A 26,047-nucleotide genomic window follows, 5' to 3' on the forward strand; every position below is an offset into this window, starting at 1 on the left:
GTAGTAGCGGGAAAATGAGCGGGGAATCAGCCTTCGATAACAGCGAGAATCTCGTTCTCAGCCATTACCAACAGGTCTTCGCCGTCAACTTTCACAGTGTTGCTGCCGGAGTACGGACCGAACACAACCTTGTCACCCACTTTAACGGCCAGTGCGCGCACTTCACCGTTGTCCAGCACGCGGCCGGTACCGACAGCGAGGATCTCGCCGCTGTTGGCTTTTTCAGCAGCCGAACCTGGCAGGACGATACCGCCAGCGGTTTTCTTTTCTTCTTCGCTGCGACGGATGACGACGCGGTCATGCAGAGGACGAAGCTTCATTGTCGATCTCTCCTAATTGTGGTTTTCATCGGCCGGTGTGTTCCCGGCGGGTTTAACAAATCCGGCGGTGCCGGGTGCGGTTCGTCAAGCGAACCGCGGAAGTCTGTCTGGCGTGTTCGCCAGAAACCTTGCGGTGACCGTTACATAAGGGCGCATAAGCTTATTACAAGGGCGGACAGACAAAATTTTTGTGTTTTTGCGGCGCAAATGAACACGGCACCCGAGGGTGCCGTGTCGCTGAAACGCTTTACTTGGGATCGCGATGTTCGAACTCGCCTTCAATCACATCCGGCTCGCGAGTCAATGGCTGCCGCGGAGCGGGACCGCCGCGCGGCTGCAGGTCGTCGGCGAACGCGCGTTGGCGGATCGCCGCCTCTTCGGCGCGCTGGCGCATCTTGTTTGCCAGCAGTCGACGCGAGATCGGCAGCAGCATGATCAGACCCAGCACGTCAGTGACGAAACCCGGCAGGATCAACAGGCCGCCGGCCAATGCCAGCATCAGGCCTTCGAGCATGGTCTGCGCCGGCAGTTCACCGCGGTTCAGGCTTTCCCGGGCTCGCAGCGCAGTCGCCAGACCGGCGATGCGCAGCACGAACACGCCGAGCATCGAGCCGAGAATCACTAGCAGCAGCGCCGGGAAAAACCCGATCGCGCCGCTGACCTTGACGAATACGAACAGCTCCAACACCGGAAACAGTACAAAGAGCAATAAAAAAGGGCGCATCTAATGGTTCCTCAACGCAAGAATGCCTTGCCAGTCTTCCCTAGATGACGTCGCCGTTTCGTGAATTCAAGCGTCGGCCTCTGCATTTTTCGGCCAATGTTCGGCGTGAGCCAGGAAAACCAAGGCTTCGCGCACTTGTGTCGGCGTATTACATGGCGCTTGAAACGGCAGCCAGTAGAGCCCTTGGCCGATGCGCAGGTGCATGCCTTCGGTGTCGATGCCGGCCAGTTGCGCCGGGCTGGTCGTCGGCAGACCGGCCAGTTCGACGTAGTGCGCGATAGCCTTGGCGTGGTCAGCGTTCATGTGCTCGACCATGCTCACTTCAGCCTTGCCGGCGAACGGGTTGGCGAGGGTTAATTGATCGACCCAATGGATCGCGCCGAAACCGCCGATGTAGCGATGACGCACCGGCTCAAGCACCCAGAAATCGAAATCGTGAGCCTTGTGGTAACTCTGCGATTCGGGGAAATAGCGGTAATAACGCCCGGCCGCCGCTTCGATGGCCGCCTCGTCTTCAAGCTTCTGCGCTTGGGCGAGGTAGGTCAGGCGCCCGACTGCTTGCGCATCTTCAGCCCCGCGTTCACCGACAAACAGCGAGCACTTCGGGTCTTTTTGCAGGTTGTGCGTGTGCTGGGCGATGCGGCTGATCAGGATCAGCGGCCGGCCCTGCTCGTCGAGGCAGTAGGGAACCACCGAGCCGAACGGGAAACCGGGCATGGCTTTGGAGTGCGTTGACAACACGCCCCGGTATTCCTTGAGAAGCAATTCTCGTGCATTCTTGGCCGCTTCAACGCTCAATTTATGACTCCTTATATAGAATCCGTCGAAAAAACGGACAGGCGCCTGGGAATAAGTTTCCAGCCGCGCTCGGGGCAGTTCTCATGTGCAGCCGGCCACTTCAGGCGCAGATCGAGAGGCCCTCTTCAAGGACAACCACTCAGACCTGCTATTGGGGCATGCGAATGCAACTCACTGACAAAGTAATCATTATCACTGGCGGTTGCCAGGGTTTAGGCCGTTCGATGGCTGAGTATTTCGCCGGCAAAGGCGCCAAATTGGCGCTGGTCGATCTAAACCAGGAGAAGCTCGACGACACGGTTGCCGCGTGCAAAGCCAAGGGTGTCGAGGCTCGCGCCTATTTGTGCAACGTCGCCAATGAAGAACAGGTAATGCACATGGTCGCGCAAGTGGCCGAAGATTTCGGCGCGATTCACGGCTTGATCAACAATGCCGGGATCTTGCGCGACGGCCTGCTGTTGAAGGTCAAGGACGGCGAGATGACCAAGATGAGCCTGGCGCAATGGCAGGCGGTTATCGACGTCAACCTGACCGGCGTGTTCCTGTGCACCCGTGAGGTCGCGGCGAAGATGGTCGAGCTGAAAAACAGCGGCGCGATCATCAATATTTCGTCGATCTCGCGTGCCGGCAACGTTGGCCAGACCAACTATTCCGCAGCCAAGGCTGGCGTCGCCGCAGCGACCGTGACCTGGGCCAAGGAACTGGCGCGCTACGGCATTCGCGTCGCCGGCATTGCGCCAGGCTTTATCGAAACCGAGATGACCCTGGGCATGAAACCGGAAGCGCTGGAGAAGATGACATCCGGGATCCCGCTGAAGCGCATGGGCAAACCGGATGAGATTGCCCATTCGGCGGCGTATATCTTCGAGAACGACTACTACACCGGACGGATTCTGGAGATGGACGGCGGCTTGCGCATCTAAAACAAAACCTTGTAGCAGCTGCCGAGGCACGAGGCTGCGTTGCGTGTCCGCAGGACCGCCTGGGGGGCCGCCCTCGGGGCCGCTGCGCAGCCCGACGCAGCCTCGTGCCTCGGCAGCTGCTACAAATACCTTTGCGCGATTAATCGTCGCTGATGGTGATGTTCGGCATTGCCGGGCTTGCCGCTTCCTGCAACACGATCCGTGCACCGACATGGCGCGCCAGTTCCTGGTAAACCAGGGCAATCGGGCCGTCCGGCTCGGCAACTACCGTTGGTTTGCCACTGTCGGCCTGCTCGCGGATATCCATCGCCAGCGGCAGTGATGCCAGCAGTTCGACGCCATACTGATTGGCCAACTTGACCCCGCCACCTTCACCGAACAGATGCTCGGCATGCCCGCAGTTGGAGCAGATGTGCACGGCCATGTTTTCCACCACGCCGAGCACCGGAATGTTGACCTTGCGGAACATTTCCACGCCTTTGCGCGCGTCCAACAGGGCCAGATCCTGCGGCGTGGTGACGATCACCGCGCCGGCCACCGGGACTTTCTGCGCCAGGGTCAGCTGAATGTCGCCGGTGCCTGGCGGCATGTCGATGACCAGGTAATCGAGGTCGCCCCACGCGGTTTGCGTGACCAGTTGCAGCAAGGCGCCGGAGACCATCGGGCCGCGCCAGACCATCGGCGTGTTGTCATCGGTGAGGAACGCCATCGACATCACTTCAACGCCGTGAGAAACGATAGGCACGAACCATTTCTGATCCTTGACCTGCGGCCGCGTGCCTTCGGCGATGCCGAACATGATGCCTTGGCTCGGGCCGTAGATGTCGGCGTCGAGAATCCCGACTTTGGCGCCTTCGCGGGCCAGCGCCAGCGCAAGGTTGGCGGCGGTGGTCGACTTGCCGACGCCGCCCTTGCCCGAGGCCACGGCGACCACGTTCTTGACGTTGGCCAGGCCCGGAATCTGTGCCTGAGCCTTGTGCGCGGCGATCACGCTGGTGATCTCGACGCGCGCGGCAGTCACGCCGTCGAGGCCTTGAATGGCCATTTCCAGCATCTGCGCCCAGCCGCTTTTGAACAGGCCGGCGGCATAACCGAGTTCGAGCTGGACGCTGACGCGATCGCCCTGAATCTCGATACTGCGCACGCACCCGGCGCTGACCGGGTCCTGGCTCAGATAAGGGTCGGTGTATTGGCGAAGGACGGCTTCCACCGCTGCGCGATTGACGGCGCTCATGGGCAACTCCGATAGCAAGACTGGAAAATCAGGCGGGTATCGTACGCCGGACACGGATGTGTGGCGAACAGATTACTCTGGCTGGAGCGCTTCCTGTGGCGAGGGGGCTTGCCCCCGTTGGGTGGCGGAGCCGCCCCTGCAATCTGTCAGACAGACCGAGTCGTCTGGATTCACGACTGCTGCGCAGCCGAACGGGGCAAGCCCCCTCGCCACAAAAGCATGTTTGTCACAACGAGCCCTTAGGTGGCGGGGGTGAAAATTATTGCCCGGCGCTTTATAGTGGCCGACCTCCGTTTCATCAAGTAGCCGAGCCCCATGTCCGAGCCACGCAAGATCCTCGTCACCAGCGCCCTGCCCTATGCCAATGGTTCGATCCATCTTGGCCACATGCTGGAATATATCCAGACCGACATGTGGGTGCGCTTCCAGAAGCACCGCGGCAATCAATGCATTTATGTCTGCGCCGACGACGCCCACGGTTCGGCCATCATGCTGCGCGCGGAAAAGGAAGGCATCACCCCGGAACAACTGATCGCCAACGTCCAGGCTGAACACAGCGCCGACTTCGCCGAGTTCCTGGTCGACTTCGACAATTTCCACTCCACTCACTCCGATGAAAACCGTGAGCTGTCGAGTCAGATCTACCTGAAACTGCGCGACGCCGGGCACATCGCCCAGCGCTCGATCACGCAATATTTCGACCCGGAAAAGAAAATGTTCCTGGCCGACCGCTTCATCAAGGGCACCTGCCCGAAATGCGGCACCGAAGACCAGTACGGCGACAACTGCGAAAAATGCGGCGCGACCTACGCGCCGACCGATTTGAAGGATCCGAAGTCGGCAATCTCTGGCGCCACCCCGGTGCTCAAGGATTCCCAGCACTTCTTCTTCAAATTGCCGGACTTCCAGGAAATGCTTCAGGCCTGGACCCGCAGCGGCACCCTGCAAGACGCCGTCGCCAACAAGATCGCCGAATGGCTGGACGCCGGCCTGCAACAGTGGGACATCTCCCGCGATGCACCGTACTTCGGTTTCGAGATTCCGGGCGAGCCGGGCAAATATTTCTACGTGTGGCTGGACGCGCCGATCGGCTACATGGCCAGCTTCAAGAACCTCTGCGCACGTCGTCCGGACCTGGATTTCGATGCGTTCTGGGCCAAGGATTCCACCGCCGAGCTGTACCACTTCATCGGCAAGGACATCGTCAATTTCCACGCGCTGTTCTGGCCAGCGATGCTCGAAGGTGCGGGTTTGCGCAAACCGACCGGCATCAACGTCCACGGCTACCTGACCGTCAACGGCCAGAAGATGTCCAAGTCTCGCGGCACCTTCGTCAAGGCGCGCACTTACCTGGATCACCTGTCGCCGGAATACCTGCGTTATTACTACGCGGCGAAATTGGGCCGTGGCGTCGATGACCTCGACCTGAACCTCGAAGACTTCGTGCAGAAGGTCAACTCCGACCTGGTCGGCAAAGTTGTCAACATCGCCAGCCGTTGCGCCGGTTTCATCCAGAAGGGCAACGCCGGGATACTGGTCGAAGGCAACGCCGCGCCGGAACTGACCGACGCCTTCCTCGCCGCCGCGCCGAGCATCGCCGATGCCTACGAGGCTCGCGACTTTGCCCGCGCCATGCGCGAGATCATGGGCCTGGCCGATCGCGCCAACGCCTGGATCGCCGACAAAGCGCCGTGGTCGCTGAACAAGCAGGAAGGCAAGCACGACGAAGTCCAGGCCATTTGCGCTCTGGGCATCAACCTGTTCCGCCAACTGGTGATCTTCCTCAAACCGGTGCTGCCGCTGCTGGCCGCCGACGCCGAGGCGTTCCTCAACGTCGCGCCGCTGACCTGGAACGACCACGCTACGCTGCTGAGCAATCATCAGTTGAACGAGTTCAAACCGTTGATGACCCGCATCGACCCGGTAAAAGTCCAAGCCATGACCGACGCCTCGAAAGAAGACCTGACCGCCAGCGCCACCGATACCGGCGCAACTGCACCGGCCGGCAACGGTGAACTGCTCAAGGAACCGCTGTCGCCGGAAATCGACTTTGATGCCTTCGCCGCCATCGATTTGCGCGTGGCGCTGATCCTCAAGGCTGAAGCCGTGGAAGGTGCCGACAAACTGCTGCGCCTGACCCTCGACATCGGTGACGAGCAACGCAACGTGTTCTCCGGGATCAAGAGCGCTTACCCGGATCCGTCCAAGCTCGATGGTCGCCTGACCATGATGATCGCCAACCTCAAGCCACGGAAAATGAAGTTCGGCATTTCCGAAGGCATGGTGATGGCCGCCGGTCCTGGCGGTGAAGAAATCTACCTGCTGAGCCCTGACAGCGGTGCCAAGCCGGGTCAACGCATCAAGTAAGATTTCGCGCTGAACCGATCCCACAGTCGTGCCCCGTGCGACTGTGGGATTTTCATGTCTGGCCCACCCTCCTTCCTTGCCGGATAATGCCTGACCTTGGCACACAGCCCTTAGTGACCGGCACGATCATGACCGCATTGCTCCTCACGATTATCAGCGCCGCCCTGATCAACAACCTCGTGTTGCAATGGCCGCTGGGCGTCGATCCGCTATTGGCCGCCGAACGACGGCAGGTTCATGCCTTGGGCGTGGCGACGGCGAGCCTGATGTTGATCGTCGGCGTGCTCGGTGATTTGCTCTATCGCGGGTTGCTGGTGCCGCTGGACCTGACGGCGTTGCGGCTGTTTGTGTTTCTGCCGCTGAGCGTTCTGCTGATCGCGCCGCTGCTGAAATTGCTCGCGCGGGCGCTACCTGGACTGTCCTTCGACGGCCTGTGGCCGTTGCTGCTCGGCAATGCCGGCGTGCTCGGGTTGACCTTGCTCAATGCCGAGGATGATAAAGGACTGCTGCACGCCACGGCGCTGAGCCTCGGCGCCGGGCTGGGCTTTTGGCTGGTACTGAGCCTGTTCAGCGATTTGCGCCAACGCACTCTCGACAACGATGTTCCCCTGCCCTTTCGTGGCTTGCCGATCCAGTTGATCGGCGCCGGATTGCTCGCATTGGCTTTTCTCGGATTCAGTGGACTGATCAAAACATGAGTCTGATTCAACGCATCGACGCCCTCCTGCCGCAGACCCAGTGCGGCAAGTGCGGCCACCCCGGATGCCAGCCCTACGCCGCCGGCATCGTCAGCGGCGAGGCAATCAACAAGTGCCCGCCGGGCGGCGCCGAAACCATCGCCGCGCTCGCTGAATTGCTGCAGGTGCCGGTGCTCGAACTCGACACCAGTCGCGGCGCGGCGCCGGCGCAAATCGCGTATATCCGCGAGGCCGAATGTATCGGTTGCACCAAATGCATTCAGGCCTGCCCGGTCGATGCGATCGTCGGCGCGGCGAAGCTGATGCACACAGTGATTGTCGATGAATGCACCGGTTGCGATTTGTGCGTGGCGCCCTGCCCGGTGGACTGCATTGAAATGCAGCCATTGCCGCTGGCCACGGTGCTGCCGATTGTCGGTGGCTTGGCCTTCAGCCTTGAAGAACAACGGGCGCGGGCGCTCAAACGCAACCGCGCACGGCGCCGCTTCGAGCAACGCAACGCACGCCTGCAACGCGAAGAACAGCAGCGCATCGCCGAGCGTCAGGCCCGCGCGCAGCGTGCCGCGCAACCAAGCGCGGCGGCGGTCAATCCGGTGCAAGCCGCGCTGGAGGGGGTTCGCGCACAGAAAGCCGCGACGGCTGACGCGGCGCTGAAAAAAGCCAAGATCGATGTGGCGATGAGTCGGGCGCAACTGAACAAATCGCTGAAAGCTTTCGGCCATCCGCCGACCTTCGAACAGCAATCGCAACTGATCGTCCTGCAACAACAGTTTGAAGTTGCCGAACGCGCCTTGGCGCAACTGGAAAGTGTTGCGCCAGCGCTGTCGGCACCAGAACCGGCAACGCCGACAGCAGCAGCACCGGTGAAAGACGCGGAGCTGAAACGGGCGAAAATCCACTTGGCGATGCGTCGCGCCGAACTGAAAAAAGCCCAGACTCACGAAGCGCCAGCAGCGCAGATTCAAGCTTTGCAGCAGGCGCTGAGCAACGCCGAGCAAGCCTTGCATGAAGCGGAAGCCGTCAGCGAGCAACCGGTGCCTGAACTGACGCGCGTCGAAAAACGCCCGATCAACAATCAGCTTCGCCAACTGAAAACCGAATTGGCCTACGCCCGCGCCGACGTCAGCAAACTCGAGCGGCAAGCCGATACGCCGAGCGAAGTGCTTGAAAAGGCCCGCGCCCGACTAGCGCAAGCCGAACGGCAAGTGGAGGCTCATGTCGCCCCTTGAATCGGTGGATCAACGCCTGCAGCAGGCGATGAAACTGGTATTGCTCGCCGCTGCGCCGGGCCTGCTGGTGATGTTTTGGTTGTACGGCTGGGGCGTTCTGATCAACCTGATGCTGGCCGCGCTGACCGCATTGGCGGTCGAAGCCGCCGTGATCAAACTGCGCCAGCGGTCAATCCAATCGAGCTTGAGCGACGGCAGCGCGCTGGTCACCGCGACACTGCTGACACTGGCGTTGCCGCCCTATTGCCCGTGGTGGCTGACGGTCAGCGCGGCGGCGGCAGCGTTGTTGTTCGGCAAGCATTTGTATGGCGGCGTCGGCAGCAACCCGTTCAACCCGGCGATGCTCGGTGTGGCCTTGGCGCTGGTGTCATTTCCGCAATCGATGACCCATTGGCCGGCCGCGCATGGCGTGGATTTGGTCACCGGCCTGCAGCAGATTTTCGGTTTCAGCCTCAGCCAGACGCCGGACGCCTGGGTTCAAGCGACGGCGCTGGACGCATTGCGCGTCAATAAAAGCCTGACCATTGATGAACTGTTCGCCAGCCATTCGGCGTTCGGGCGGTTCGGCGGGCGCGGCGTCGAATGGCTCAACCTGGCGTTTCTCGCCGGTGGCGTATTTTTGCTGCAACGCCGCGTGTTCACTTGGCATGCGCCAGTCGGCATGCTCGCCAGCCTGTTCGTCATCAGCCTGCTGTGCTGGAACGGTTCGGGCTCCGACTCGAACGGTTCGCCGCTGTTTCATCTGCTCAGCGGCGCAAGCATGTTGGGCGCGTTCTTCATCGTCACCGAACCGGTGTCCGGCGCCAAAAACCCCGGCGCGCGGTTGTTGTTCGGGGTCGGCGTCGGGCTGCTGACCTACCTGATTCGGACGTGGGGCGGCTACCCCGATGGCGTCGCGTTTGCCGTGCTGCTGATGAACCTGTGCGTGCCGGCACTCGACCGGTTTGTCGTCGCACGCCAGCAGCGAATCGCCTCATGAACCGGGCCACGAGTGTTGCGACGTTGCTGCTGGTGGCCGGGCTGGGGCTCGGCGGGACTTACGCGCTGCAACACCTGAGCACGGCGCGTATCGCCAGCGAACAACGGCAGATCGACAGCCGCACCCTGCTCGATATGCTGCCGCCCGCCAGCTACGACAACCAGCCGCTGGACCAACCGTTGGCGCTCGACAAAGTCTCGCTGAGCACCAGCACATTGCTGGCGGGCTACCGGGCGACCCATGCCGGTCAAACCAGCGCCGTGCTGCTGCGCAGCCAAACTACGGGCTACACCGCCAGCATCGAGTTGCTGATTGCCATCGATGCCAACGGCAAACTGCTGGGGGTGAAAACCCTCAAGCAATCGGAAACCCCAGGCTTGGGCGGACGGATTGCCGAGTGGCCAAATACCTGGCTGCAGAGCTTCAGCGGCAAGTCGCGTAACGATCCTGTTGATAGCGGTTGGCGGTTAAAAAAGGATCAGGGGCAATTTGATCAGATCGCCGGGGCGACCACGACTTCAAGGGCCGTGATCAATGCGATCCATGACGCGTTGCGCTACTTCGATGAACATCGGCAAACACTGGTCGGGAGCGTTGCCAATGAATAAACCAGGTTTGCAGAACTCGCTAATGCTGCTGCCGCTGATCGGCGCCACCGGTTCGCTGATGAGCGCGATGGGCGTGAGCCTGATGTTGCTGCTGGTGATTGCGCTGTTTGGCGTGGCGATGGCGCCACTGCGCTCGCGCCTCGCGCCATGGGCTTGTCTGCCCGCCGCGGTTTTGCTGGCGGCGACGCTGACCAGTTGCGCGCAAATCGCCGGGCAAGCGTGGTCGCTGCAATGGCAGCAACATTTGGGAATGTACGCCGGGCTGATCGCGCTGCAATGCGTGGTGCTGGAGTACAACGGTTTTTTCCGCAGCCCACAGCGTGATCGAATGCGTCTGTGCGGCGGGTTCGTCGTGCTCATGCTGGTCATGGGTGTGCTGCGCGAACTCTTCGGCAACGGCACGTTGGCGGCGCATCTGTCGTGGCTGACCGGCGCGGCAGATTGGCCAGGCCTGGTGCTGAATGCCGACGGCGGTTTGCGCCTGGCCACCCTCGCCCCTGGCGGATTTATCCTGTTGGGATTATTGATCGCCGGGTGGCAAGCCTGGGTCCGCCCAACGCCTTCACAATCGACCGCTTTCGAGGAAACGCATCATCCATGAATGCCGCAAAACGTTACGAAATTTTTCGCAGGCTTCACGAAGACAACCCGGAACCGAAGACCGAGCTGGCCTATTCCTCGGCGTTCGAATTGCTGATCGCGGTGATTCTGTCGGCGCAGTCCACCGATGTCGGCGTCAACAAAGCCACGGCCAAACTGTACCCGGTGGCCAACACCCCGGCGGCGATTTACGCATTGGGCGTCGAGGGTCTGTCGCACTACATCAAGACCATTGGCCTGTTTAACAGCAAGGCGAAAAATGTCATCGAGACTTGCCGCTTGCTGGTCGAGCGCCACGGCGGTGAAGTGCCGCAGACCCGCGAGGAGCTCGAAGCCTTGCCCGGTGTGGGCCGCAAGACTGCCAACGTGGTGCTCAATACAGCATTCCGGCAACTGACCATGGCGGTGGACACGCACATTTTCCGCGTCAGCAACCGCACCGGCATTGCCCCGGGCAAGAACGTGGTCGAAGTGGAAATGAAGCTGATGAAGTTTGTGCCCAAGGAGTTTCTGCTCGATTCACATCACTGGCTGATCCTCCATGGGCGCTACGTGTGCCTGGCGCGCAAGCCTCGCTGCGGCAGTTGCCGGATCGAGGATTTGTGCGAGTACAAGCAAAAGACCTCGGACGATTGAGGCGCTATTAGCTTTATTGATTTATCGATTGAAAAAATCTTTTTTACCCGCCGGGAGAATGTCGATATAAGGAGCGCCAAAGGCACTCTTGGCCTGGAGTAACAAAATGAGTACTGGCAAAGAGCAATTGGAAGTGGAAGAAGACTTCACCCCCGTTGAGGCCGATGACGCTGAACCGGTGGTCGAGGTCGCGAAAACCAACCTGAGCAAGCGCCGCACCATCGACAATCTGCTGGAGGAGCGCCGATTGCAAAAGCAGTTGGCCGATTACGATTTTGATCTATGACACCTGAAAGCCTCCCGAAACGGAGGCTTTTTCTTTGCTGCCATTAAACCAGTCCATTGCGCTGCGCCAGTTCGATCAGGTCCACCAGCGACCGTGCATTAAGTTTCAACAACAAACGTGTCTTGTAAGTGCTGACAGTCTTGTTGCTGAGGAACATGCCATCGGCGATTTCCTTGTTGGTCTTACCCCGAGCCAGTTGTTGCAGCACCATCATTTCCCGGCCTGACAATCGATCAACCATATCCGCTTCGCTGGCATTGCCCAGACTTGCACGGACGGTATGCAACGCTTGATTGGGAAAGTAACTATAACCTGACAATACAGCCTTTATTGCACTCAGCAGTTCCGTCAGATCTTGTTGTTTGCATACATAACCGGCAGCCCCCGACTGCATGCAGCGCATTGAAAAATGCCCCGGCGCCTGCGAGGTCAGCACTAATACTTTCAAAGGCAGTTGCACGGATGTCAGGCGCGCGATGACTTCAAGTCCGTCGAGCTTCGGTATGCCAATATCCAGGATGACAATATCCGGCATATGTTCACGCGCAAGTTGCAATGCATCGACACCGTTATCTGTTTCTGCGACGACTTCGTAGCCATGACGTTCCATTAGCAAACGCACCGCAAGACGAATGACGGGGTGATCATCCACGATCAGCACTTTATTCATGGGCAAGTCCAATTTCGCTGTTCGAATTTTTAGAGCCCGCACAATAACGTAGTCGTTTCGCCCATGGGACGCCGCCCCCCCCAAGCACCTACAGCGAGAGACATTCCCTACAATTAACGCGGATTATTCCTACAAGAAAACCCTGAATGTAATGGGTGAGAAAACGTCGCATCCGAGAGATGACTCGTAAGGTGCAGATTTTTTTTGTATCGGCCTACAACTTCCAAGGTGCCTGACCGACCGTTTGGCTGCTGAATCCGTGCAAATCGAGCGCATGGCGACGTTTAAAAGCAACCAATATTGTCGGATCAAAATTCATTCCACAACATAACGCGTCGACATTTTTTCACTACTGAACAATACACGGAAAGACGGTATAAACTTTTGAAACAACAACAGCCAACAAAATTATCCGAACCAAACTAGAGTTACCCACATAAAATACAACTGACGCATACAACACTTACGCACTTTAATAAAACATCTGCACCCGAACTTAAACTACTACTGCAACCCACGAGAAAACCCAGAACTCATGAGCCATAGATATGAAAAAACTCCACAGGAAAATATCCAACCCGATGACAATTATTGCGATATTCGCAACGCTGTCTGAAGCCTCAGCCGCTGTTTCCTTACCTTTTCTTGGTGATGATGACCGAGAAGTCTACGTATGGTTTTTGATCAGCTTTCCTTTTTACTTGCTGTTTCTTTTCTTTCTGACGCTCAACTTCAACTATCGATCACTGTACGCGCCCTCGGACTTCAATGAGGATCAAAGTTTCCTCAAAGTCCTCGGCGAGGCCGAGCCTGCACAAGACGCAAAACCTGCTCGCATCAGGGGTTCCGTGACAAAACTGAAAAACAGTGTTCGCTCGGCGCCCCGGCAACAATCACCTCCGGGCTTCAGCGCACCCGAGTCGCCCACCCATATCCATCTGCAAACCCGGACGCGAGTGCGACACAGCTTCCATTTGCCGGGCCCGCTGAAGAAGTTGCAGATCATCGACACACGCGGAATGAACGCCGCCGCGGATTTCGCCACATTGATAGAGGGCATTCACGGCGCTCGCTGTCAGCCAACGAAGGCGATCGTATTTTTGGCGTGCAACAAATCGGAGAAATTACTTGAGCAAGGCATGCAGGTGTACTCGCAACAGCAGCAAAAGGACTTCTGCGCCTTCTGTGTGGTTTACAACCTGAGTTCACTGACGGTGACAGAGCCGGATCAAACGGAGGATGAATGATCGGCAAGAGAAAGGTTTTGCAGGAAATGGCACAAGTGCGGACAAAGACATGTCAGCGATGAGAAACGAACTGTGGCCCTGTCGACGAAAAGCGACAGGGCCACACGTTCAATCAGCGCAACCAAGGTTTCAGAACAGCTTGCGACCCTTGTTCGCGGCGATGCGCATACGCAAGGCGTTGAGCTTGATGAAGCCCGCCGCGTCGGCCTGGTTGTAAGCACCGCCATCTTCTTCGAAGGTCGCGATGTTGGCGTCGAACAGCGACTCATCGGACTTGCGGCCAGTGACGATCACGTTGCCCTTGTACAGTTTCAGGCGCACAACGCCGTTCACGTGTGCCTGGGACGCATCGATCATCTGCTGCAGCATCAGACGCTCAGGGCTCCACCAGTAACCGGTGTAGATCAGACTGGCGTATTTAGGCATCAGCTCGTCTTTGAGGTGAGCGACTTCGCGGTCCAGGGTGATCGATTCGATCGCACGGTGAGCGCGCAGCATGATGGTGCCGCCAGGGGTTTCGTAGCAGCCACGGGACTTCATGCCCACGTAACGGTTCTCGACGATGTCGAGGCGACCGATACCGTGTTCGCCACCGATTTTGTTCAGCGTCGCCAGCACGGTGGCCGGGGTCATTTCGACACCGTCCAGTGCAACGATGTCGCCGTTGCGGTAGGTCAGTTCCAGGTACTGCGCTTTATCAGGAGCCTTCTCCGGGGAGACGGTCCATTTCCACATGTCTTCTTCATGCTCGGTCCAGGTGTCTTCCAGCACGCCGCCTTCATAGGAGATGTGCAGCAGGTTGGCATCCATCGAGTACGGGGATTTTTTCTTGCCGTGACGCTCGATCGGGATGTTGTGCTTTTCAGCATAATCCATGAGCTTTTCACGCGAGAGCAGGTCCCATTCGCGCCACGGGGCAATGACTTTCACGCCTGGCTTGAGCGCGTAGGCGCCCAGTTCGAAACGGACCTGGTCGTTGCCTTTGCCGGTCGCGCCGTGGGAAATGGCGTCGGCGCCGGTTTCGTTAGCGATTTCGATCAGGCGCTTGGCGATCAACGGACGAGCGATGGAAGTACCCAGCAGGTACTCGCCTTCGTAAACGGTGTTGGCGCGGAACATCGGATAGACGAAGTCACGCACGAATTCTTCGCGCAGATCGTCGATGTAGATTTCTTTGACGCCCATGGCCTGAGCCTTGGCGCGGGCCGGTTCGACCTCTTCGCCCTGACCCAGGTCAGCGGTGAAGGTCACTACTTCACAGTTATAAGTATCCTGCAGCCACTTGAGGATCACCGAAGTGTCCAGGCCGCCGGAATACGCCAGAACGACCTTGTTTACGTCCGCCATGCCATCACTCCACGGGGTTTACGGAAAGCCGGGAAGTCTACCGCTCATACGGAATAATTTACAGAGGCGCGACAGCTTATGACGACGAAGCGACAGATTGTTACGCCGGCGCGACGATGACCGCCGAGTCAGGAAGTGGCCGCAGCACTCGCCGCCGAGGCCGATTGCGGCGCCGGTTTGTCGGTCGGCGCGACGCGTTCGAGGCGCACCGCGACCCGGCGATTCTTCGCGCGGTTGGCCGCATTCGAGTTCGGCACCAACGGATAGCGTTCGCCGTGGAAACGCATGGTGATCTGCGATTCCTGGATGCCATTGGCCTTGAAGAAGTCCATGACCGCCAATGCGCGACGACGTGAAAGTTCACGATTGGTCAGGCGGTTGCCGCTGTTGTCGGAGTGGCCGTCGAGCTCGATGTGATTGACCGTCGGGTCGGCTTTGATGAATTCCAGCATCACCTGCAATTTGGCTTTGGCGTGTGGATCGAGATCCACGCCTTCACCGGGGAAGCCGACTTCGGACTGCTTCACCTGTTCGAAATTCTGTGGCAGGAGCTTGGCCACGCAACTTTGATAGTCATTGAAAGCCTTGTTGAATTTCACCGGCAGCAGACGCACCTCCGACACCCGGCCATCGCCCGAAGCACGACGAATCACCGGGCTGCGGCCGTCCATCAAACCGCTGATCAGGCGTCCGGCCTGCACTTGCGAACTGTTGAACAGGACGTTGCCGCTGCCGATGTTCACCGAACCCAGGTTGATGTCGCCACGCCCCGGCTGCCATGGCGCAGCGGCCGCAAGCAAGGTCGCGGAACCGCCGCCGATCACCGAGTTGTAGGCCTTGAGACGAAAAATCGCCTGCTCGCCAGCACGTCGCACGAACTCGCCCGAACCGAAATCGGTGATCGGCTGGGTCAGGCGGCATTCGAACTTGTCACCTTCGACCGTCCACTCGATGCTCTCCAGACGTGTCTGGAAAGTGAGCGCCATTGCGGGAAGGCTGGCAAACACACTGAGCAAGGCTAAATAACGCTGGCGCACGGGAGGCTCCACTGGCTTCTACAACAAAAAGACCGACACAGATGTTTACGGCATACCCATTGGATATCGTCAGGTTCCTGCAAAACTTGATAGCGGGTGCCTGCATGAGTCTTTTCCGGTAGCATTCCCCTCAGTTTGACCCGCCTGGAATCCCCTCATGTCCGACCGCCTGACCCTGCTGCGTCCCGACGACTGGCATATTCATCTTCGCGATGGTGCTGTTTTGTCCAATACCGTTGCGGATGTCGCGCGCACCTTTGGTCGCGCCATCATCATGCCTAACCTGGTACCTCCGGTGCGAAACGCCGCTGAAGCCGACGGCTATCGCCAGCGGATTCTCGCTGCACGCCCGGCCGGCAGTCGTTTCGAACCGCTGATGGTGCTGTACCTGACCGACCGCACCCAGCCCAAAGAAATTCGTGAAGCCAAGGCCAGCGGTTTCGTTCACGCCGCCAAGCTGTACCCGGCCGGCGCCACCACCAACTCGGATTCTGGCGTCACCAGCATCGACAAGATCTTCCCGGCGATCGAGGCCATGGCCGAAGTCGGGATGCCTTTGCTGATTCACGGTGAAGTCACCCGTGGCGATGTCGACGTCTTCGATCGCGAAAAAATCTTTATCGATGAGCACATGCGGCGTGTGGTCGAGCGTTTCCCGACGCTCAAAGTGGTGTTCGAACACATCACCACCCGCGACGCCGTGGAATTCGTCAACGCGGCCCCGGCCAACGTTGGCGCGACCATCACCGCGCATCACCTTCTGTACAACCGCAACCACATGCTGGTGGGCGGGATTCGGCCGCACTTCTACTGCTTGCCGATTCTCAAGCGCAATACTCACCAGGAAGCCCTGCTCGACGCCGCCACCAGCGGCAGCGCGAAGTTCTTCCTCGGCACCGACTCGGCGCCGCATGCGCAACATGCCAAAGAAGCCGCTTGCGGCTGCGCCGGTTGCTACACCGCTTATGCGGCGATCGAGATGTACGCCGAAGCCTTTGAACAACGCAATGCGCTGGACAAGCTCGAAGCTTTCGCCAGCCTCAACGGCCCGCGTTTCTATGGCCTGCCGGTGAACACCGATCGCATTACCCTGGTCCGCGAAGAGTGGACCGCCCCAACCAGCCTGCCATTTGGCGAGCTGACCGTAATCCCGCTGCGCGCCGGTGAAAAACTGCGCTGGCGCCTGCTGGAGGAACACGCGTGAGTGAAGACCATTTCGACGACGAACAGGACGGTCAGGGCGGCGGCGGTCCTCGCCATCCAATGGCAGCGCGCTTTCGTGGTTACCTGCCGGTTGTCGTCGACGTAGAAACCGGTGGTTTCAACTCGGCCACCGACGCATTGCTGGAAATCGCCGCGACCACCATCGCGATGGATGAAAAAGGCTTTGTATATCCCGACCACACCTACTTCTTCCGCGTCGAGCCGTTTGAAGGCGCGAACGTTGAAGCGGCGGCGCTGGAATTCACCGGGATCAAGCTTGATCACCCGCTGCGCATGGCCGTCAGCGAAGAAACCGCGCTGACCGATATTTTCCGTGGGATCCGCAAGGCGCTGAAAGCCAACGGCTGCAAACGGGCGATTCTGGTCGGCCACAACAGCAGCTTCGACCTGGGCTTCCTCAACGCCGCGGTCGCGCGTCTGGACATGAAACGCAACCCGTTTCACCCGTTCTCCAGTTTCGACACCGCGACCCTTGCAGGCCTGGCTTACGGCCAGACGGTATTGGCCAAGGCCTGCCAGGCTGCCGACATCGACTTTGACGGTCGCGAGGCTCACTCGGCACGCTACGACACCGAGAAGACTGCCGAGCTGTTCTGCGGCATCGTCAATCGCTGGAAACAAATGGGCGGCTGGGAAGACTTCAACGACTGATGCAGTCGCAGGGTTTATCCCGCCCACAAAAAAACCGGCCGCAATGGCCGGTTTTTTTATGCCTGACGCTTGGGCTTACAGCGCCGCAGCGTGCTCGGTCAGGTAAGCCGCAACACCTTCGGTGGAAGCGGTCATGCCTTTGTCGCCCTTTTTCCAGTTGGCTGGGCAGACTTCGCCGTGCTCTTCGTGGAATTGCAGAGCGTCGACCAGACGAACCAGCTCTTCGATGTTACGGCCCAGCGGCAGGTCGTTGATGATCTGCGAGCGGACGACGCCTTTGTCGTCGATCAGGAAGGCGCCACGGAATGCCACGCCGTCAGCGGACTGAACGTCGTAGGCCTTCATGATTTCCTGCTTGATGTCGGCAGCCATGGTGTATTGAACCTGGCCGATACCGCCATTGTTCACCGGGGTGTTGCGCCATGCGTTGTGGGTGAAGTGCGAGTCGGTCGAAACGGTGATCACTTCAACGTTGCGTGCCTTGAAGTCAGCAACGCGGTTGTCCAGAGCGATCAGCTCGGACGGGCAAACGAAGGTGAAGTCCAGTGGGTAGAAGAACACCAGGCCGTATTTGCCTTTGATGGCCGAAGACAGGGTGAAGCTGTCGACGATTTCGCCGTTGCCGAGAACGGCCGGTACGGTGAAGTCCGGGGCTTGTTTGCCTACGAGTACGCTCATTGGATATCTCCTGGTCTAATAACGTGAAGCTCGGGTTTCGCGTCAGCCTGCCACCCGCAAGCGACATCCCTGTGACACGAACCTGCTTGGTAAGGACCGCCCATCATACACGGCGTATTTGAGCTGTCTTTAATGGTTTTTTGATGGCACGGCAATTTGCTGCCGAGAGCGCTAATGGCCGATTGCCCGACTAAAACCGTTCGTCAGACACTGGCAGTAGTTGCACAGGGTTTACAGAAACCACTTTGACAATCATTCTCGTTAACATTAAGATCCACCGCAATTGAGTCACAACCAGCGACGGTTCTCACTTATGTATGTCTGCCTCTGCACTGGCGTCACCGACGGTCAAATCCGCGATGCAATCTATGAAGGATGCTGCAGCTACAAGGAAGTCCGTCAGGCTACCGGCGTAGCCAGCCAATGCGGCAAATGCGCCTGCCTGGCCAAGGAAGTAGTTCGCGAAACCCTTACCAAGCTGCAAACGGCCCAGGCTGCGATTCCTTTTCCAGTTGAATTTACAGCCGCATAACTACCCAATTTCAAAGAACCGGACTCATGTCCGGTTTTTTTATGCCTGAAAATCAATCGCTTAGGTTCTAGACGCGGAACACAAACATTCTTATTCCGATTAATTTTCATATAACTTTCAATAACTTAGGTTTGACACTGTTAGTTGTGCGGCTCAAACTCTGGCCCATAGTCAGTTAATACAGGACAGGACCCGATCATGAAAGGCGACATTACAGTCATCCAGCATCTCAACAAGATCCTTGCCAATGAGCTGGTCGCGATCAATCAATACTTTCTGCATGCACGCATGTACGAAGATTGGGGCCTGAACAAGCTGGGCAAGCACGAGTACAAAGAATCCATCGACGAGATGAAGCATGCGGACAAGCTGATCAAGCGCATCCTGTTTCTCGAAGGTCTGCCGAACGTGCAGGACCTGGGCAAGCTGCAGATCGGCGAGCACACCCGCGAAATGCTTGAGTGCGACCTGCGTATCGAACGCACCGGTCACGCGGATTTGAAGGTCGCGATCGCACACTGCGAAACCGTTGGCGACTTCGGTAGCCGTGAACTGCTTGAAGACATTCTTGAAGCCGAAGAAGAACATATCGACTGGCTGGAAACTCAGCTGGGCCTGATCGACAAGATTGGTCTTGAGAACTATCTGCAATCGCAGATGGGCGAAGAGTAATTAGCGTTCGCTAAACTCGAGACACTAAAAAGCCCCGCCCTCTTATGAGGTGCGGGGCTTTTTATTGCCTCGCTTCTGCAGGAGCGAGGCTTGCCCGCGAAGACCGATGACGCGGTGCTACTGATAAACCGCGGCGCCTGCTTCGCGAGCAAGCTTTGCTCCTACAAGAGCCGAAGCAGATCGCATCCGTCCTGTAGGAGCGAGGCTTGCACACGAAGAACGATGACACGGTGTTACTGATAAACCGCGGCGCCTGCTTCGCGAGCAAGCTTTGCTCCTACAAGATCCGAAGCAGATCGCATACGTCCTGTAGGAGCGAGGCTTGCCCGCGAAGAACGATGACGCGGTATTACTGATAAACCGCGGCGCCTGCTTCGCGAGCAAGCTTTGCTCCTACAAGATCCGAAGCAGATCGCATACGTCCTGTAGGAGCGAGGCTTGCCCGCGAAGAACGATGACGCGGTGTTACTGATAAACCGCGGCGCCTGCTTCGCGAGCAAGCTTTGCTCCTACAACGGCCGAAGCGGATCAGGCTTCGGTCTTGGCTGCTGCGGCTTTATCGGCAGCGGCTTTGATCGTGGCCTGCAGCGAACCGTCAGCGGCCATTTCGGTCATGATGTCGCTACCGCCGACCAGCTCACCACCAACCCACAATTGCGGGAAGGTTGGCCAGTTGGCGTACTTAGGCAGGTTGGCGCGGATTTCCGGGTTCTGCAGGATGTCCACGTAAGCGAACTTTTCGCCACAGGCCATTACAGCCTGCGCGGCTTTCGCGGAGAAGCCACACTGCGGGGCATTCGGCGAGCCTTTCATGTAAAGCAGAATGGTGTTGTTAGCAATCTGCTCTTTAATCGTTTCGATGATATCCATGGAGCACCTCGGCTGAACTTTCCGACTCAGTGGTCGGCACGGTGGCGCATTGTAACGGAAACCCGAGCGCCATGCTCGGACTCCCCGACAGACTCGATCAAGCCGCCGCCACGGTCACCGGCACACCATTCAACGCCGCATTCCCCGACAACTCATCGAGCTGACACTCATCAGTAAGGTCATTGGCGCTCGATCCCGGCTGACTGCTGGCAATCGCCATCTGCACGCCCGGTCGCGCGTGACCCCAACCGTGCGGCAGGCTGACCACGCCTTTCATCATGTCGAGGCTGCCGAGCACTTCGACTTCAATCGCCCCGACCCGCGAGCTTACTCGCACCAGTTGCCCATCACTGAGCCCACGACTGGCCAGGTCCTCAGGGTGCATCAGCAACTGATGACGCGGCTTGCCTTTCACCAATCGATGATAGTTGTGCATCCACGAGTTATTGCTGCGCACATGCCGACGGCCAATCATCAGCAACTCATCGGTCGCCGGGGCTTGTAGCGCAGCGAAACGCGCCAGATCGGCAAGGATCGCCGGCGGCGCGGCTTGCACACGCTGATTCGCGGTTTTCAGGCGTGGCGCCAAATTGGCTTTGAGCGCGCCCAGATCAACGCCGTGAGGATGATCGAACAAGGTCGCCAGCGAGAGTTTTTGCTCCGCCGCATCGCCATACATGCCCATGCGCAAACCCCGGTCGATCATCTGCGCCGGGGCAATCGTCGGCTTGAGTTCTTTGCCGGTTTTCGCCGCGAAGGCTTTGGCCAGCCCGACAAAAATCTCCCAGTCATGCAGCGCGCCTTGCGGCTTGGCGAGGATCGCTCGATTGAAACGGCTGACATTGCGCACCGCGAACATATTGAAGGTGGTGTCGTAATGATCGTTTTCCAGCGCCGAGGTCGACGGCAGGATCAGGTCGGCGTAACGCGTGGTTTCGTTGATGTACAGGTCGATGCTGACCATGAACTCCAGGCCATCCAGCGCCTGCTCGAGTTGGCGGCCGTTGGGCGTCGACAGCACCGGATTGCCCGCCACAGTGACCAGCGCACGCACCTGCCCTTCACCGCCAGTGAGCATTTCCTCGGCCAGCGCTGACACCGGCAATTCCCCGGCATATTCCGGGCGCCCGGACACGCGGCTCTGCCACAGATTGAAATGCCCACCCGAGGTCGAAGCCACCAGATCCACCGCCGGCTCGGTGCACAGCGCGCCGCCGACCCGGTCAAGATTGCCGGTCACCAGATTGATCAACTGCACACCCCAATGGCACAACGTCCCGAACGCCTGGGTCGACACGCCCATGCGTCCATAACACACGGCGCTTGGCGCCGCCGCGAAGTCTCGGGCCAATTGGCGAATCTGCTCGGCAGGCACGGCACACAGCGGGCTCATGGCTTCGGCAGTAAAACTCGCGACCGCTTCGCGCACCTGATCCAGACCATCGACCGGCAAATGGCTGTCGCGCGTGAGGTTTTCGGCGAACAAGGTATTCAGTAGCCCGAACAGCAGCGCCGCATCGCCACCGGGGCGCACGAACACGTGCTGATCGGCAATGGCAGCGGTTTCGCTACGGCGCGGATCGACCACCACCACTTTGCCGCCGCGCGCCTGAATCGCTTTCAGACGCTTTTCCACGTCCGGCACGGTCATGATGCTGCCGTTCGACGCCAGCGGATTGCCGCCGAGGATCAACATGAAATCGGTGTGATCAATGTCCGGAATCGGCAGCAACAAGCCGTGGCCGTACATCAGGTGACTGGTGAGGTGATGCGGCAGCTGATCGACCGAGGTCGCAGAAAAACGGTTGCGGGTTTTCAGCAAACCGAGAAAGTAATTGCTGTGAGTCATCAACCCATAGTTGTGCACGCTGGGGTTGCCCTGATAGACCGCCACCGCGTTTTGCCCATGCCGCTCCTGAATCGCCGCCAGCCGTTCGGCGACCAGATTGAAGGCGTCTTCCCAGGCAATCGGCTGCCATTCACTGCCCACGCGCTGCATCGGCTGATGCAGGCGATCGGGATCATTCTGAATATCCTGCAGCGCCACCGCTTTCGGGCAAATGTGCCCACGGCTGAAGGTGTCCAGCGGATCACCCTTGATCGAGGTGATCTGCACCTGGCCTTCGGCTTCGGTGGTTTCGATGGTCAGGCCGCAAATGGCTTCACACAGGTGGCAGGCACGGTGGTGGAGAGTCTTGGTCATGGCCAGTCTCTGTTTTGTTCTGGGCGGGCAAAGTCGGCCGCGGGAACAAAACTATGGCGCGCGAACCGTCGCTGCGCCAGCGACGTTCGTCTTGTGAATCGCCAGCCATCAGGCCAGCCGATGGCCCGCAAGCGTCAGTTGGTCGGCAGCCGTGGCGGCGCCTGCAACTGGATTTCCTGGATGGTTTCGATCTGCTCGTGGGCGATATGCACCCCGGTCAGTTCGCCGATCAGGCGCCAATGCTCGTCGAGCCCGGAGCTGATGGTCGCCATGCGGTCGATCATGCGTCGGCCGGCGGCTTTGGTCACTTCGTCGTCGCTGCGCATCAACTCAAACGACATTGAAGTCATGGAGGCGGTGAGATGGGTCAGAGAGCGGGCCGTGAGGCCAAGTAGTTCCATTAACTGTTGTTCTTTCGATTCCATGCGTAGGCTTCCTGCGTCGCTCGAGCCGTAGTTATAACCCAGCACTTTGCATTAGCAAATGTTTCGACGCCGACAGCGTGGCTGTTCCGACCAAATGAACACTCACCGAGCTTGGTAAGCGCTTGGCGACTCTCGAAGATCTCGCTTTCTGCGTCCGGGTTATTTGCAATCGAGCTTGGGCACCGTGTACAAATGCGTCATTCCACTGCAAATCCTGAAACATCTGCGCAGGCGGAAAAATAAGCCCCCTATTGGTAAGACGCGACATTTAATTATAAGATCGCGCCTTCCCCTATTTCGTCGCCCCGTGCGGCTTACGCCGCAGGTCTCGCCCGTTGTTCCGTTAAACAAGGCTTTGAGCATCTGCGGTTTGTAGCAAAAAGGTAGTCAATGATGAGCGCAAGGCACTTTCTCTCCCTGATGGATTGCACGCCCGAAGAGCTGGTCAGCGTGATCCGTCGAGGCGTTGAGCTCAAGGACCTGCGTAACCGCGGCGTACTGTTCGAGCCTCTGAAAAACCGCGTGCTCGGGATGATTTTCGAGAAGTCCTCGACGCGCACGCGTATCTCGTTCGAAGCCGGGATGATCCAGCTCGGCGGCCAGGCGATTTTCCTCTCGCCGCGCGACACTCAACTGGGCCGTGGCGAACCGATTGGTGACGCCGCGATTGTCATGTCGAGCATGCTCGATGCGGTGATGATCCGTACTTTTTCCCACAGCACCCTGACCGAATTCGCTGCCAATTCGCGCGTGCCGCTGATCAACGGCCTGTCCGATGACTTGCACCCGTGCCAGTTGCTGGCCGACATGCAGACCTTCCTCGAACATCGCGGCTCGATTCAGGGCAAGAGCGTGGCGTGGATCGGCGACGGCAACAACATGTGCAACAGCTATATAGAAGCGGCAATTCAGTTCGACTTCCAATTGCGCATTGCCTGCCCGGAAGGTTTCGAGCCTAGCGCCGAGTTCATGGCCAAGGCCGGCGATCGCGTGAGCATCGTCCGCGATCCTCGGGATGCCGTGCGCGGCGCGCATCTGGTCAGCACCGACGTCTGGACCTCGATGGGTCAGGAAGAAGAAACCGCCAAACGCTTGAAGCTGTTCGCACCGTTCCAGGTCAACCGTGCCCTGCTCGACCTCGCGGCCGAAGATGTGTTGTTCATGCACTGCCTGCCAGCGCACCGGGGCGAAGAGATCAGCCTCGACTTGCTCGACGATCCGCGCTCGGTTGCCTGGGATCAAGCGGAAAACCGACTGCACGCGCAGAAAGCATTGCTCGAATTTCTGGTCACTCCGGCGTATCACCACGCATGAGCCAGCCATTACTGCTTAACCTGCGCAACCTCGCGTGCGGCTATCAAGACCAGCGCGTGGTGCAGAACCTCAACCTGCACTTGAATGCCGGCGACATCGGTTGCCTGCTGGGTTCGTCGGGTTGCGGCAAAACCACCACGTTGCGTGCCATCGCCGGTTTCGAACCGGTGCACGAAGGTGAAATCCAGTTGGGTGGCGAGACTATTTCCAGCGCCGGTTTCACCCTCGCCCCGGAGAAACGCCGGATCGGCATGGTGTTCCAGGATTACGCGCTGTTCCCGCACTTGAGCGTCGCCGAAAACATCGCGTTCGGCATTCGCAAGCATCCGCAAAAGGATCGCGTCACCGAAGAGTTGCTGGAACTGGTCAACCTGAAAAATCTTGGCAAGCGCTTCCCGCACGAGCTGTCCGGCGGCCAGCAGCAACGTGTCGCCCTCGCCCGCGCACTGGCGCCGGAACCGCAATTACTGCTGCTTGATGAGCCGTTTTCCAACCTCGATGGCGAATTGCGCCGCAAGCTCAGCCATGAAGTGCGCGACATTCTCAAGGCGCGTGGCACCAGTGCGATTCTGGTCACTCACGACCAGGAAGAAGCCTTTGCCGTAAGCGATCATGTCGGGGTGTTCAAGGAAGGTCGGCTTGAGCAGTGGGATACGCCCTACAACCTCTATCACGAACCGCTGACACCTTATGTCGCCAGTTTCATTGGCCAGGGTTATTTCATTCGTGGCCAGTTGAGCAGCCCGGAATCGGTACAGACCGAACTCGGTGAGTTGCGCGGCAACCGGGCCTACACTTGGCCGATTGGCGGCGCGGTGGATGTATTGTTGCGCCCGGACGACATCGTGTATGACCCGGACAGCGCCTTGAAAGCGCGGATCGTCGGCAAGACGTTCCTCGGTGCATCGACGTTGTATCGCCTGCAGTTGCCGACGGGTGCGCAACTGGAATCGATCTTCCCGAGCCACGCGGATCATCTGGTCGGCGCGCAGGTCGGGATTCGTGTGGTCGCCGAGCATCTGGTGTTGTTCCAGGCGTCCGGCAGCACGGCGGCGCAGATTCCAGTGGTCGAATCCGGCGTTCGCCGCTACAGCACCGCCAGCTGATCGCACCTCTCAATATAGGCGCGAGGTTTGCCCACGAGAGCGCCAGTTTTGCCGATAAAAATGTCGGCAAGATTGACGCCTTCGCGGGCAAGCCTCGCTCCTACATCAGCATTCGTCAGGGACGGCCGATGTCGGCGAACTTCGCTTGCGTATGTTCGGCCAACACCGCCGGCGCCAATTCGACCTCCAGCCCGCGGCGCCCGGCGCTGACAAAAATACTCGCGAACGGCTGCGCCGAACTGTCGATAAAGGTGCGCAGACGCTTCTTCTGGCCCAACGGGCTGATCCCGCCCAGCAGGTAACCTGTCGCGCGTTGCGCCGCTGCGGGGTCAGCCATTTCAACTTTCTTCACCCCGGCCGCCTGCGCCAAGTGCTTTAAATCCAGACTTCCGACCACCGGCACCACCGCCACCAGCAATTCGCCTTTCTCACTGGCCGCCAGCAGCGTCTTGAACACCTGCGCAGGGTCCAACGCCAGTTTCTCCGCGGCCTCCAGCCCATACGACGCAGCTTTCGGATCATGTTCGTAACTGTGCACGCGATGTTCGGCTCGAACTTTTTTCAACAAATCCAATGCGGGTGTCATGACGGCTCCAGTCGCGACGGCAGAAGAAAAACACTGCGCCGGATTCTAGGTCATCGCCGCGCAAAACGCTCTATTGCGGCGCC

General features: G+C 59.0%; 28 protein-coding genes. 16 read left to right on the forward strand and 12 right to left on the reverse strand.

Annotation, left to right across the window (positions count from 1 at the left end):
* Nucleotides 1–26 precede the first annotated feature (26 nt).
* The 3 genes from BI292_RS10225 to BI292_RS10235 form a co-directional block, all read right to left on the reverse strand.
* Nucleotides 27–320 carry a co-chaperone GroES gene (locus tag BI292_RS10225; protein WP_019827816.1) on the reverse strand — a complete coding sequence of 98 codons (294 nt, stop codon included), beginning with the start codon at nt 318–320 and terminating at the stop codon, nt 27–29.
* A gap of 247 nt (nt 321–567) precedes the next feature.
* Nucleotides 568–1,044: an FxsA family protein gene (locus tag BI292_RS10230; RefSeq protein WP_092278661.1), complete on the reverse strand. Its 477-nt coding sequence runs from the start codon at nt 1,042–1,044 to the stop codon at nt 568–570.
* 66 nt (nt 1,045–1,110) lie between these two features.
* The gene (locus BI292_RS10235) at nt 1,111–1,842 is read right to left on the reverse strand and encodes a HugZ family protein (RefSeq protein WP_092278659.1); all 732 of its coding nucleotides are present in this window, start codon (nt 1,840–1,842) and stop codon (nt 1,111–1,113) included.
* Nucleotides 1,843–2,006: 164 nt separating this feature from the next.
* Here BI292_RS10235 and BI292_RS10240 point away from each other — a divergent pair, with 164 nt between their 5' ends.
* Nucleotides 2,007–2,765, forward strand: coding sequence for an SDR family oxidoreductase (locus BI292_RS10240; RefSeq protein WP_101207804.1), 759 nt, complete (start codon nt 2,007–2,009; stop codon nt 2,763–2,765).
* A gap of 139 nt (nt 2,766–2,904) precedes the next feature.
* Here BI292_RS10240 and apbC read toward each other — a convergent pair whose 3' ends face one another.
* Nucleotides 2,905–3,999, reverse strand: a complete 1,095-nt coding sequence (apbC, locus tag BI292_RS10245; protein WP_101207805.1) for an iron-sulfur cluster carrier protein ApbC — start codon at nt 3,997–3,999, stop codon at nt 2,905–2,907.
* A 315-nt stretch (nt 4,000–4,314) separates the two neighbouring features.
* Between apbC and metG the strand changes: the two genes are divergently transcribed.
* The 8 genes from metG to BI292_RS10285 all read left to right on the forward strand — a co-directional run bounded on the left by metG (nt 4,315) and on the right by BI292_RS10285 (nt 11,402).
* On the forward strand, nt 4,315–6,366 hold the full coding sequence (gene metG, locus BI292_RS10250) for a methionine--tRNA ligase (RefSeq protein WP_092278653.1): 2,052 nt from the start codon (nt 4,315–4,317) through the stop codon (nt 6,364–6,366).
* A gap of 128 nt (nt 6,367–6,494) precedes the next feature.
* Complete coding sequence (locus BI292_RS10255) at nt 6,495–7,064, forward strand: Rnf-Nqr domain containing protein (RefSeq protein WP_101207882.1); 570 nt, start codon at nt 6,495–6,497, stop codon at nt 7,062–7,064.
* Entirely contained in the window at nt 7,061–8,293 is a 1,233-nt protein-coding gene (rsxB, locus tag BI292_RS10260; protein ID WP_101207806.1) for an electron transport complex subunit RsxB, read from the forward strand. The genes BI292_RS10255 and rsxB overlap by 4 nt, the downstream gene beginning before the upstream one ends.
* On the forward strand, nt 8,280–9,272 hold the full coding sequence (locus tag BI292_RS10265) for an RnfABCDGE type electron transport complex subunit D (protein ID WP_101207807.1): 993 nt from the start codon (nt 8,280–8,282) through the stop codon (nt 9,270–9,272). The genes rsxB and BI292_RS10265 overlap by 14 nt, the downstream gene beginning before the upstream one ends.
* Entirely contained in the window at nt 9,269–9,880 is a 612-nt protein-coding gene (locus BI292_RS10270) for an RnfABCDGE type electron transport complex subunit G (protein ID WP_101207808.1), read from the forward strand. Before BI292_RS10265 ends, BI292_RS10270 begins: the two co-directional genes overlap by 4 nt.
* A complete protein-coding gene (locus BI292_RS10275; RefSeq protein ID WP_101207809.1) occupies nt 9,873–10,481 on the forward strand; it encodes an Rnf-Nqr domain containing protein in 609 nt (202 codons plus the stop codon). Before BI292_RS10270 ends, BI292_RS10275 begins: the two co-directional genes overlap by 8 nt.
* Nucleotides 10,478–11,116, forward strand: coding sequence for an endonuclease III (gene nth / locus BI292_RS10280; RefSeq protein WP_092278643.1), 639 nt, complete (start codon nt 10,478–10,480; stop codon nt 11,114–11,116). The genes BI292_RS10275 and nth overlap by 4 nt, the downstream gene beginning before the upstream one ends.
* Nucleotides 11,117–11,222: 106 nt before the next feature.
* The gene (locus tag BI292_RS10285; RefSeq protein ID WP_092278641.1) at nt 11,223–11,402 is read left to right on the forward strand and encodes a PA3496 family putative envelope integrity protein; all 180 of its coding nucleotides are present in this window, start codon (nt 11,223–11,225) and stop codon (nt 11,400–11,402) included.
* 43 nt (nt 11,403–11,445) lie between these two features.
* On the opposite strand, the gene BI292_RS10290 is transcribed toward BI292_RS10285, so the two are convergent.
* Entirely contained in the window at nt 11,446–12,072 is a 627-nt protein-coding gene (locus BI292_RS10290; protein ID WP_092278639.1) for a response regulator transcription factor, read from the reverse strand.
* Nucleotides 12,073–12,620: 548 nt separating this feature from the next.
* Here BI292_RS10290 and BI292_RS10295 point away from each other — a divergent pair.
* Nucleotides 12,621–13,319, forward strand: coding sequence for a hypothetical protein (locus BI292_RS10295; RefSeq protein WP_101207810.1), 699 nt, complete (start codon nt 12,621–12,623; stop codon nt 13,317–13,319).
* A gap of 129 nt (nt 13,320–13,448) precedes the next feature.
* Here the strand turns inward: BI292_RS10295 and BI292_RS10300 are convergent, their stop codons facing one another.
* Together BI292_RS10300 and BI292_RS10305 are read right to left on the reverse strand one after the other, a co-directional pair.
* Nucleotides 13,449–14,666 (reverse strand): argininosuccinate synthase, encoded by a 1,218-nt coding sequence (locus tag BI292_RS10300; protein WP_092278635.1) that lies wholly within the window; start codon nt 14,664–14,666, stop codon nt 13,449–13,451.
* 128 nt (nt 14,667–14,794) lie between these two features.
* The gene (locus BI292_RS10305) at nt 14,795–15,703 is read right to left on the reverse strand and encodes an OmpA family protein (RefSeq protein ID WP_092278633.1); all 909 of its coding nucleotides are present in this window, start codon (nt 15,701–15,703) and stop codon (nt 14,795–14,797) included.
* Nucleotides 15,704–15,860: 157 nt separating this feature from the next.
* Here BI292_RS10305 and pyrC point away from each other — a divergent pair, with 157 nt between their 5' ends.
* Entirely contained in the window at nt 15,861–16,907 is a 1,047-nt protein-coding gene (gene pyrC / locus BI292_RS10310; protein WP_101207811.1) for a dihydroorotase, read from the forward strand.
* A complete protein-coding gene (gene rnt / locus BI292_RS10315) occupies nt 16,904–17,578 on the forward strand; it encodes a ribonuclease T (protein WP_101207812.1) in 675 nt (224 codons plus the stop codon). Before pyrC ends, rnt begins: the two co-directional genes overlap by 4 nt.
* A gap of 75 nt (nt 17,579–17,653) precedes the next feature.
* Here rnt and BI292_RS10320 read toward each other — a convergent pair whose 3' ends face one another.
* Nucleotides 17,654–18,256, reverse strand: coding sequence for a peroxiredoxin (locus BI292_RS10320; protein ID WP_092278626.1), 603 nt, complete (start codon nt 18,254–18,256; stop codon nt 17,654–17,656).
* Nucleotides 18,257–18,569: 313 nt separating this feature from the next.
* Between BI292_RS10320 and BI292_RS10325 the strand changes: the two genes are divergently transcribed.
* Together BI292_RS10325 and bfr are read left to right on the forward strand one after the other, a co-directional pair.
* Nucleotides 18,570–18,788 (forward strand): bacterioferritin-associated ferredoxin, encoded by a 219-nt coding sequence (locus BI292_RS10325; RefSeq protein ID WP_008057530.1) that lies wholly within the window; start codon nt 18,570–18,572, stop codon nt 18,786–18,788.
* Nucleotides 18,789–18,986: 198 nt separating this feature from the next.
* Nucleotides 18,987–19,460, forward strand: coding sequence for a bacterioferritin (gene bfr, locus BI292_RS10330; protein WP_092278624.1), 474 nt, complete (start codon nt 18,987–18,989; stop codon nt 19,458–19,460).
* A 528-nt stretch (nt 19,461–19,988) separates the two neighbouring features.
* On the opposite strand, the gene grxD is transcribed toward bfr, so the two are convergent.
* The 3 genes from grxD to BI292_RS10345 all read right to left on the reverse strand — a co-directional run bounded on the left by grxD (nt 19,989) and on the right by BI292_RS10345 (nt 22,958).
* A complete protein-coding gene (gene grxD / locus BI292_RS10335) occupies nt 19,989–20,330 on the reverse strand; it encodes a Grx4 family monothiol glutaredoxin (RefSeq protein WP_101207813.1) in 342 nt (113 codons plus the stop codon).
* A gap of 97 nt (nt 20,331–20,427) precedes the next feature.
* The gene (locus BI292_RS10340; RefSeq protein ID WP_101207814.1) at nt 20,428–22,533 is read right to left on the reverse strand and encodes a molybdopterin oxidoreductase family protein; all 2,106 of its coding nucleotides are present in this window, start codon (nt 22,531–22,533) and stop codon (nt 20,428–20,430) included.
* A gap of 134 nt (nt 22,534–22,667) precedes the next feature.
* Nucleotides 22,668–22,958, reverse strand: coding sequence for a hypothetical protein (locus BI292_RS10345; protein WP_092278618.1), 291 nt, complete (start codon nt 22,956–22,958; stop codon nt 22,668–22,670).
* A gap of 393 nt (nt 22,959–23,351) precedes the next feature.
* Between BI292_RS10345 and argF the strand changes: the two genes are divergently transcribed.
* Together argF and BI292_RS10355 are read left to right on the forward strand one after the other, a co-directional pair.
* The gene (gene argF, locus BI292_RS10350) at nt 23,352–24,272 is read left to right on the forward strand and encodes an ornithine carbamoyltransferase (RefSeq protein ID WP_101207815.1); all 921 of its coding nucleotides are present in this window, start codon (nt 23,352–23,354) and stop codon (nt 24,270–24,272) included.
* Nucleotides 24,269–25,378: an ABC transporter ATP-binding protein gene (locus BI292_RS10355; RefSeq protein WP_101207816.1), complete on the forward strand. Its 1,110-nt coding sequence runs from the start codon at nt 24,269–24,271 to the stop codon at nt 25,376–25,378. Before argF ends, BI292_RS10355 begins: the two co-directional genes overlap by 4 nt.
* Nucleotides 25,379–25,493: 115 nt before the next feature.
* On the opposite strand, the gene ybaK is transcribed toward BI292_RS10355, so the two are convergent.
* On the reverse strand, nt 25,494–25,964 hold the full coding sequence (ybaK, locus tag BI292_RS10360) for a Cys-tRNA(Pro) deacylase (protein WP_101207817.1): 471 nt from the start codon (nt 25,962–25,964) through the stop codon (nt 25,494–25,496).
* Between the last annotated feature and the right edge of the window lie 83 nt (nt 25,965–26,047).

Source organism: Pseudomonas sp. 43NM1, assembly GCF_002836905.1.
Classification (GTDB): Bacteria; Pseudomonadota; Gammaproteobacteria; order Pseudomonadales; family Pseudomonadaceae; genus Aquipseudomonas; species Aquipseudomonas prosekii.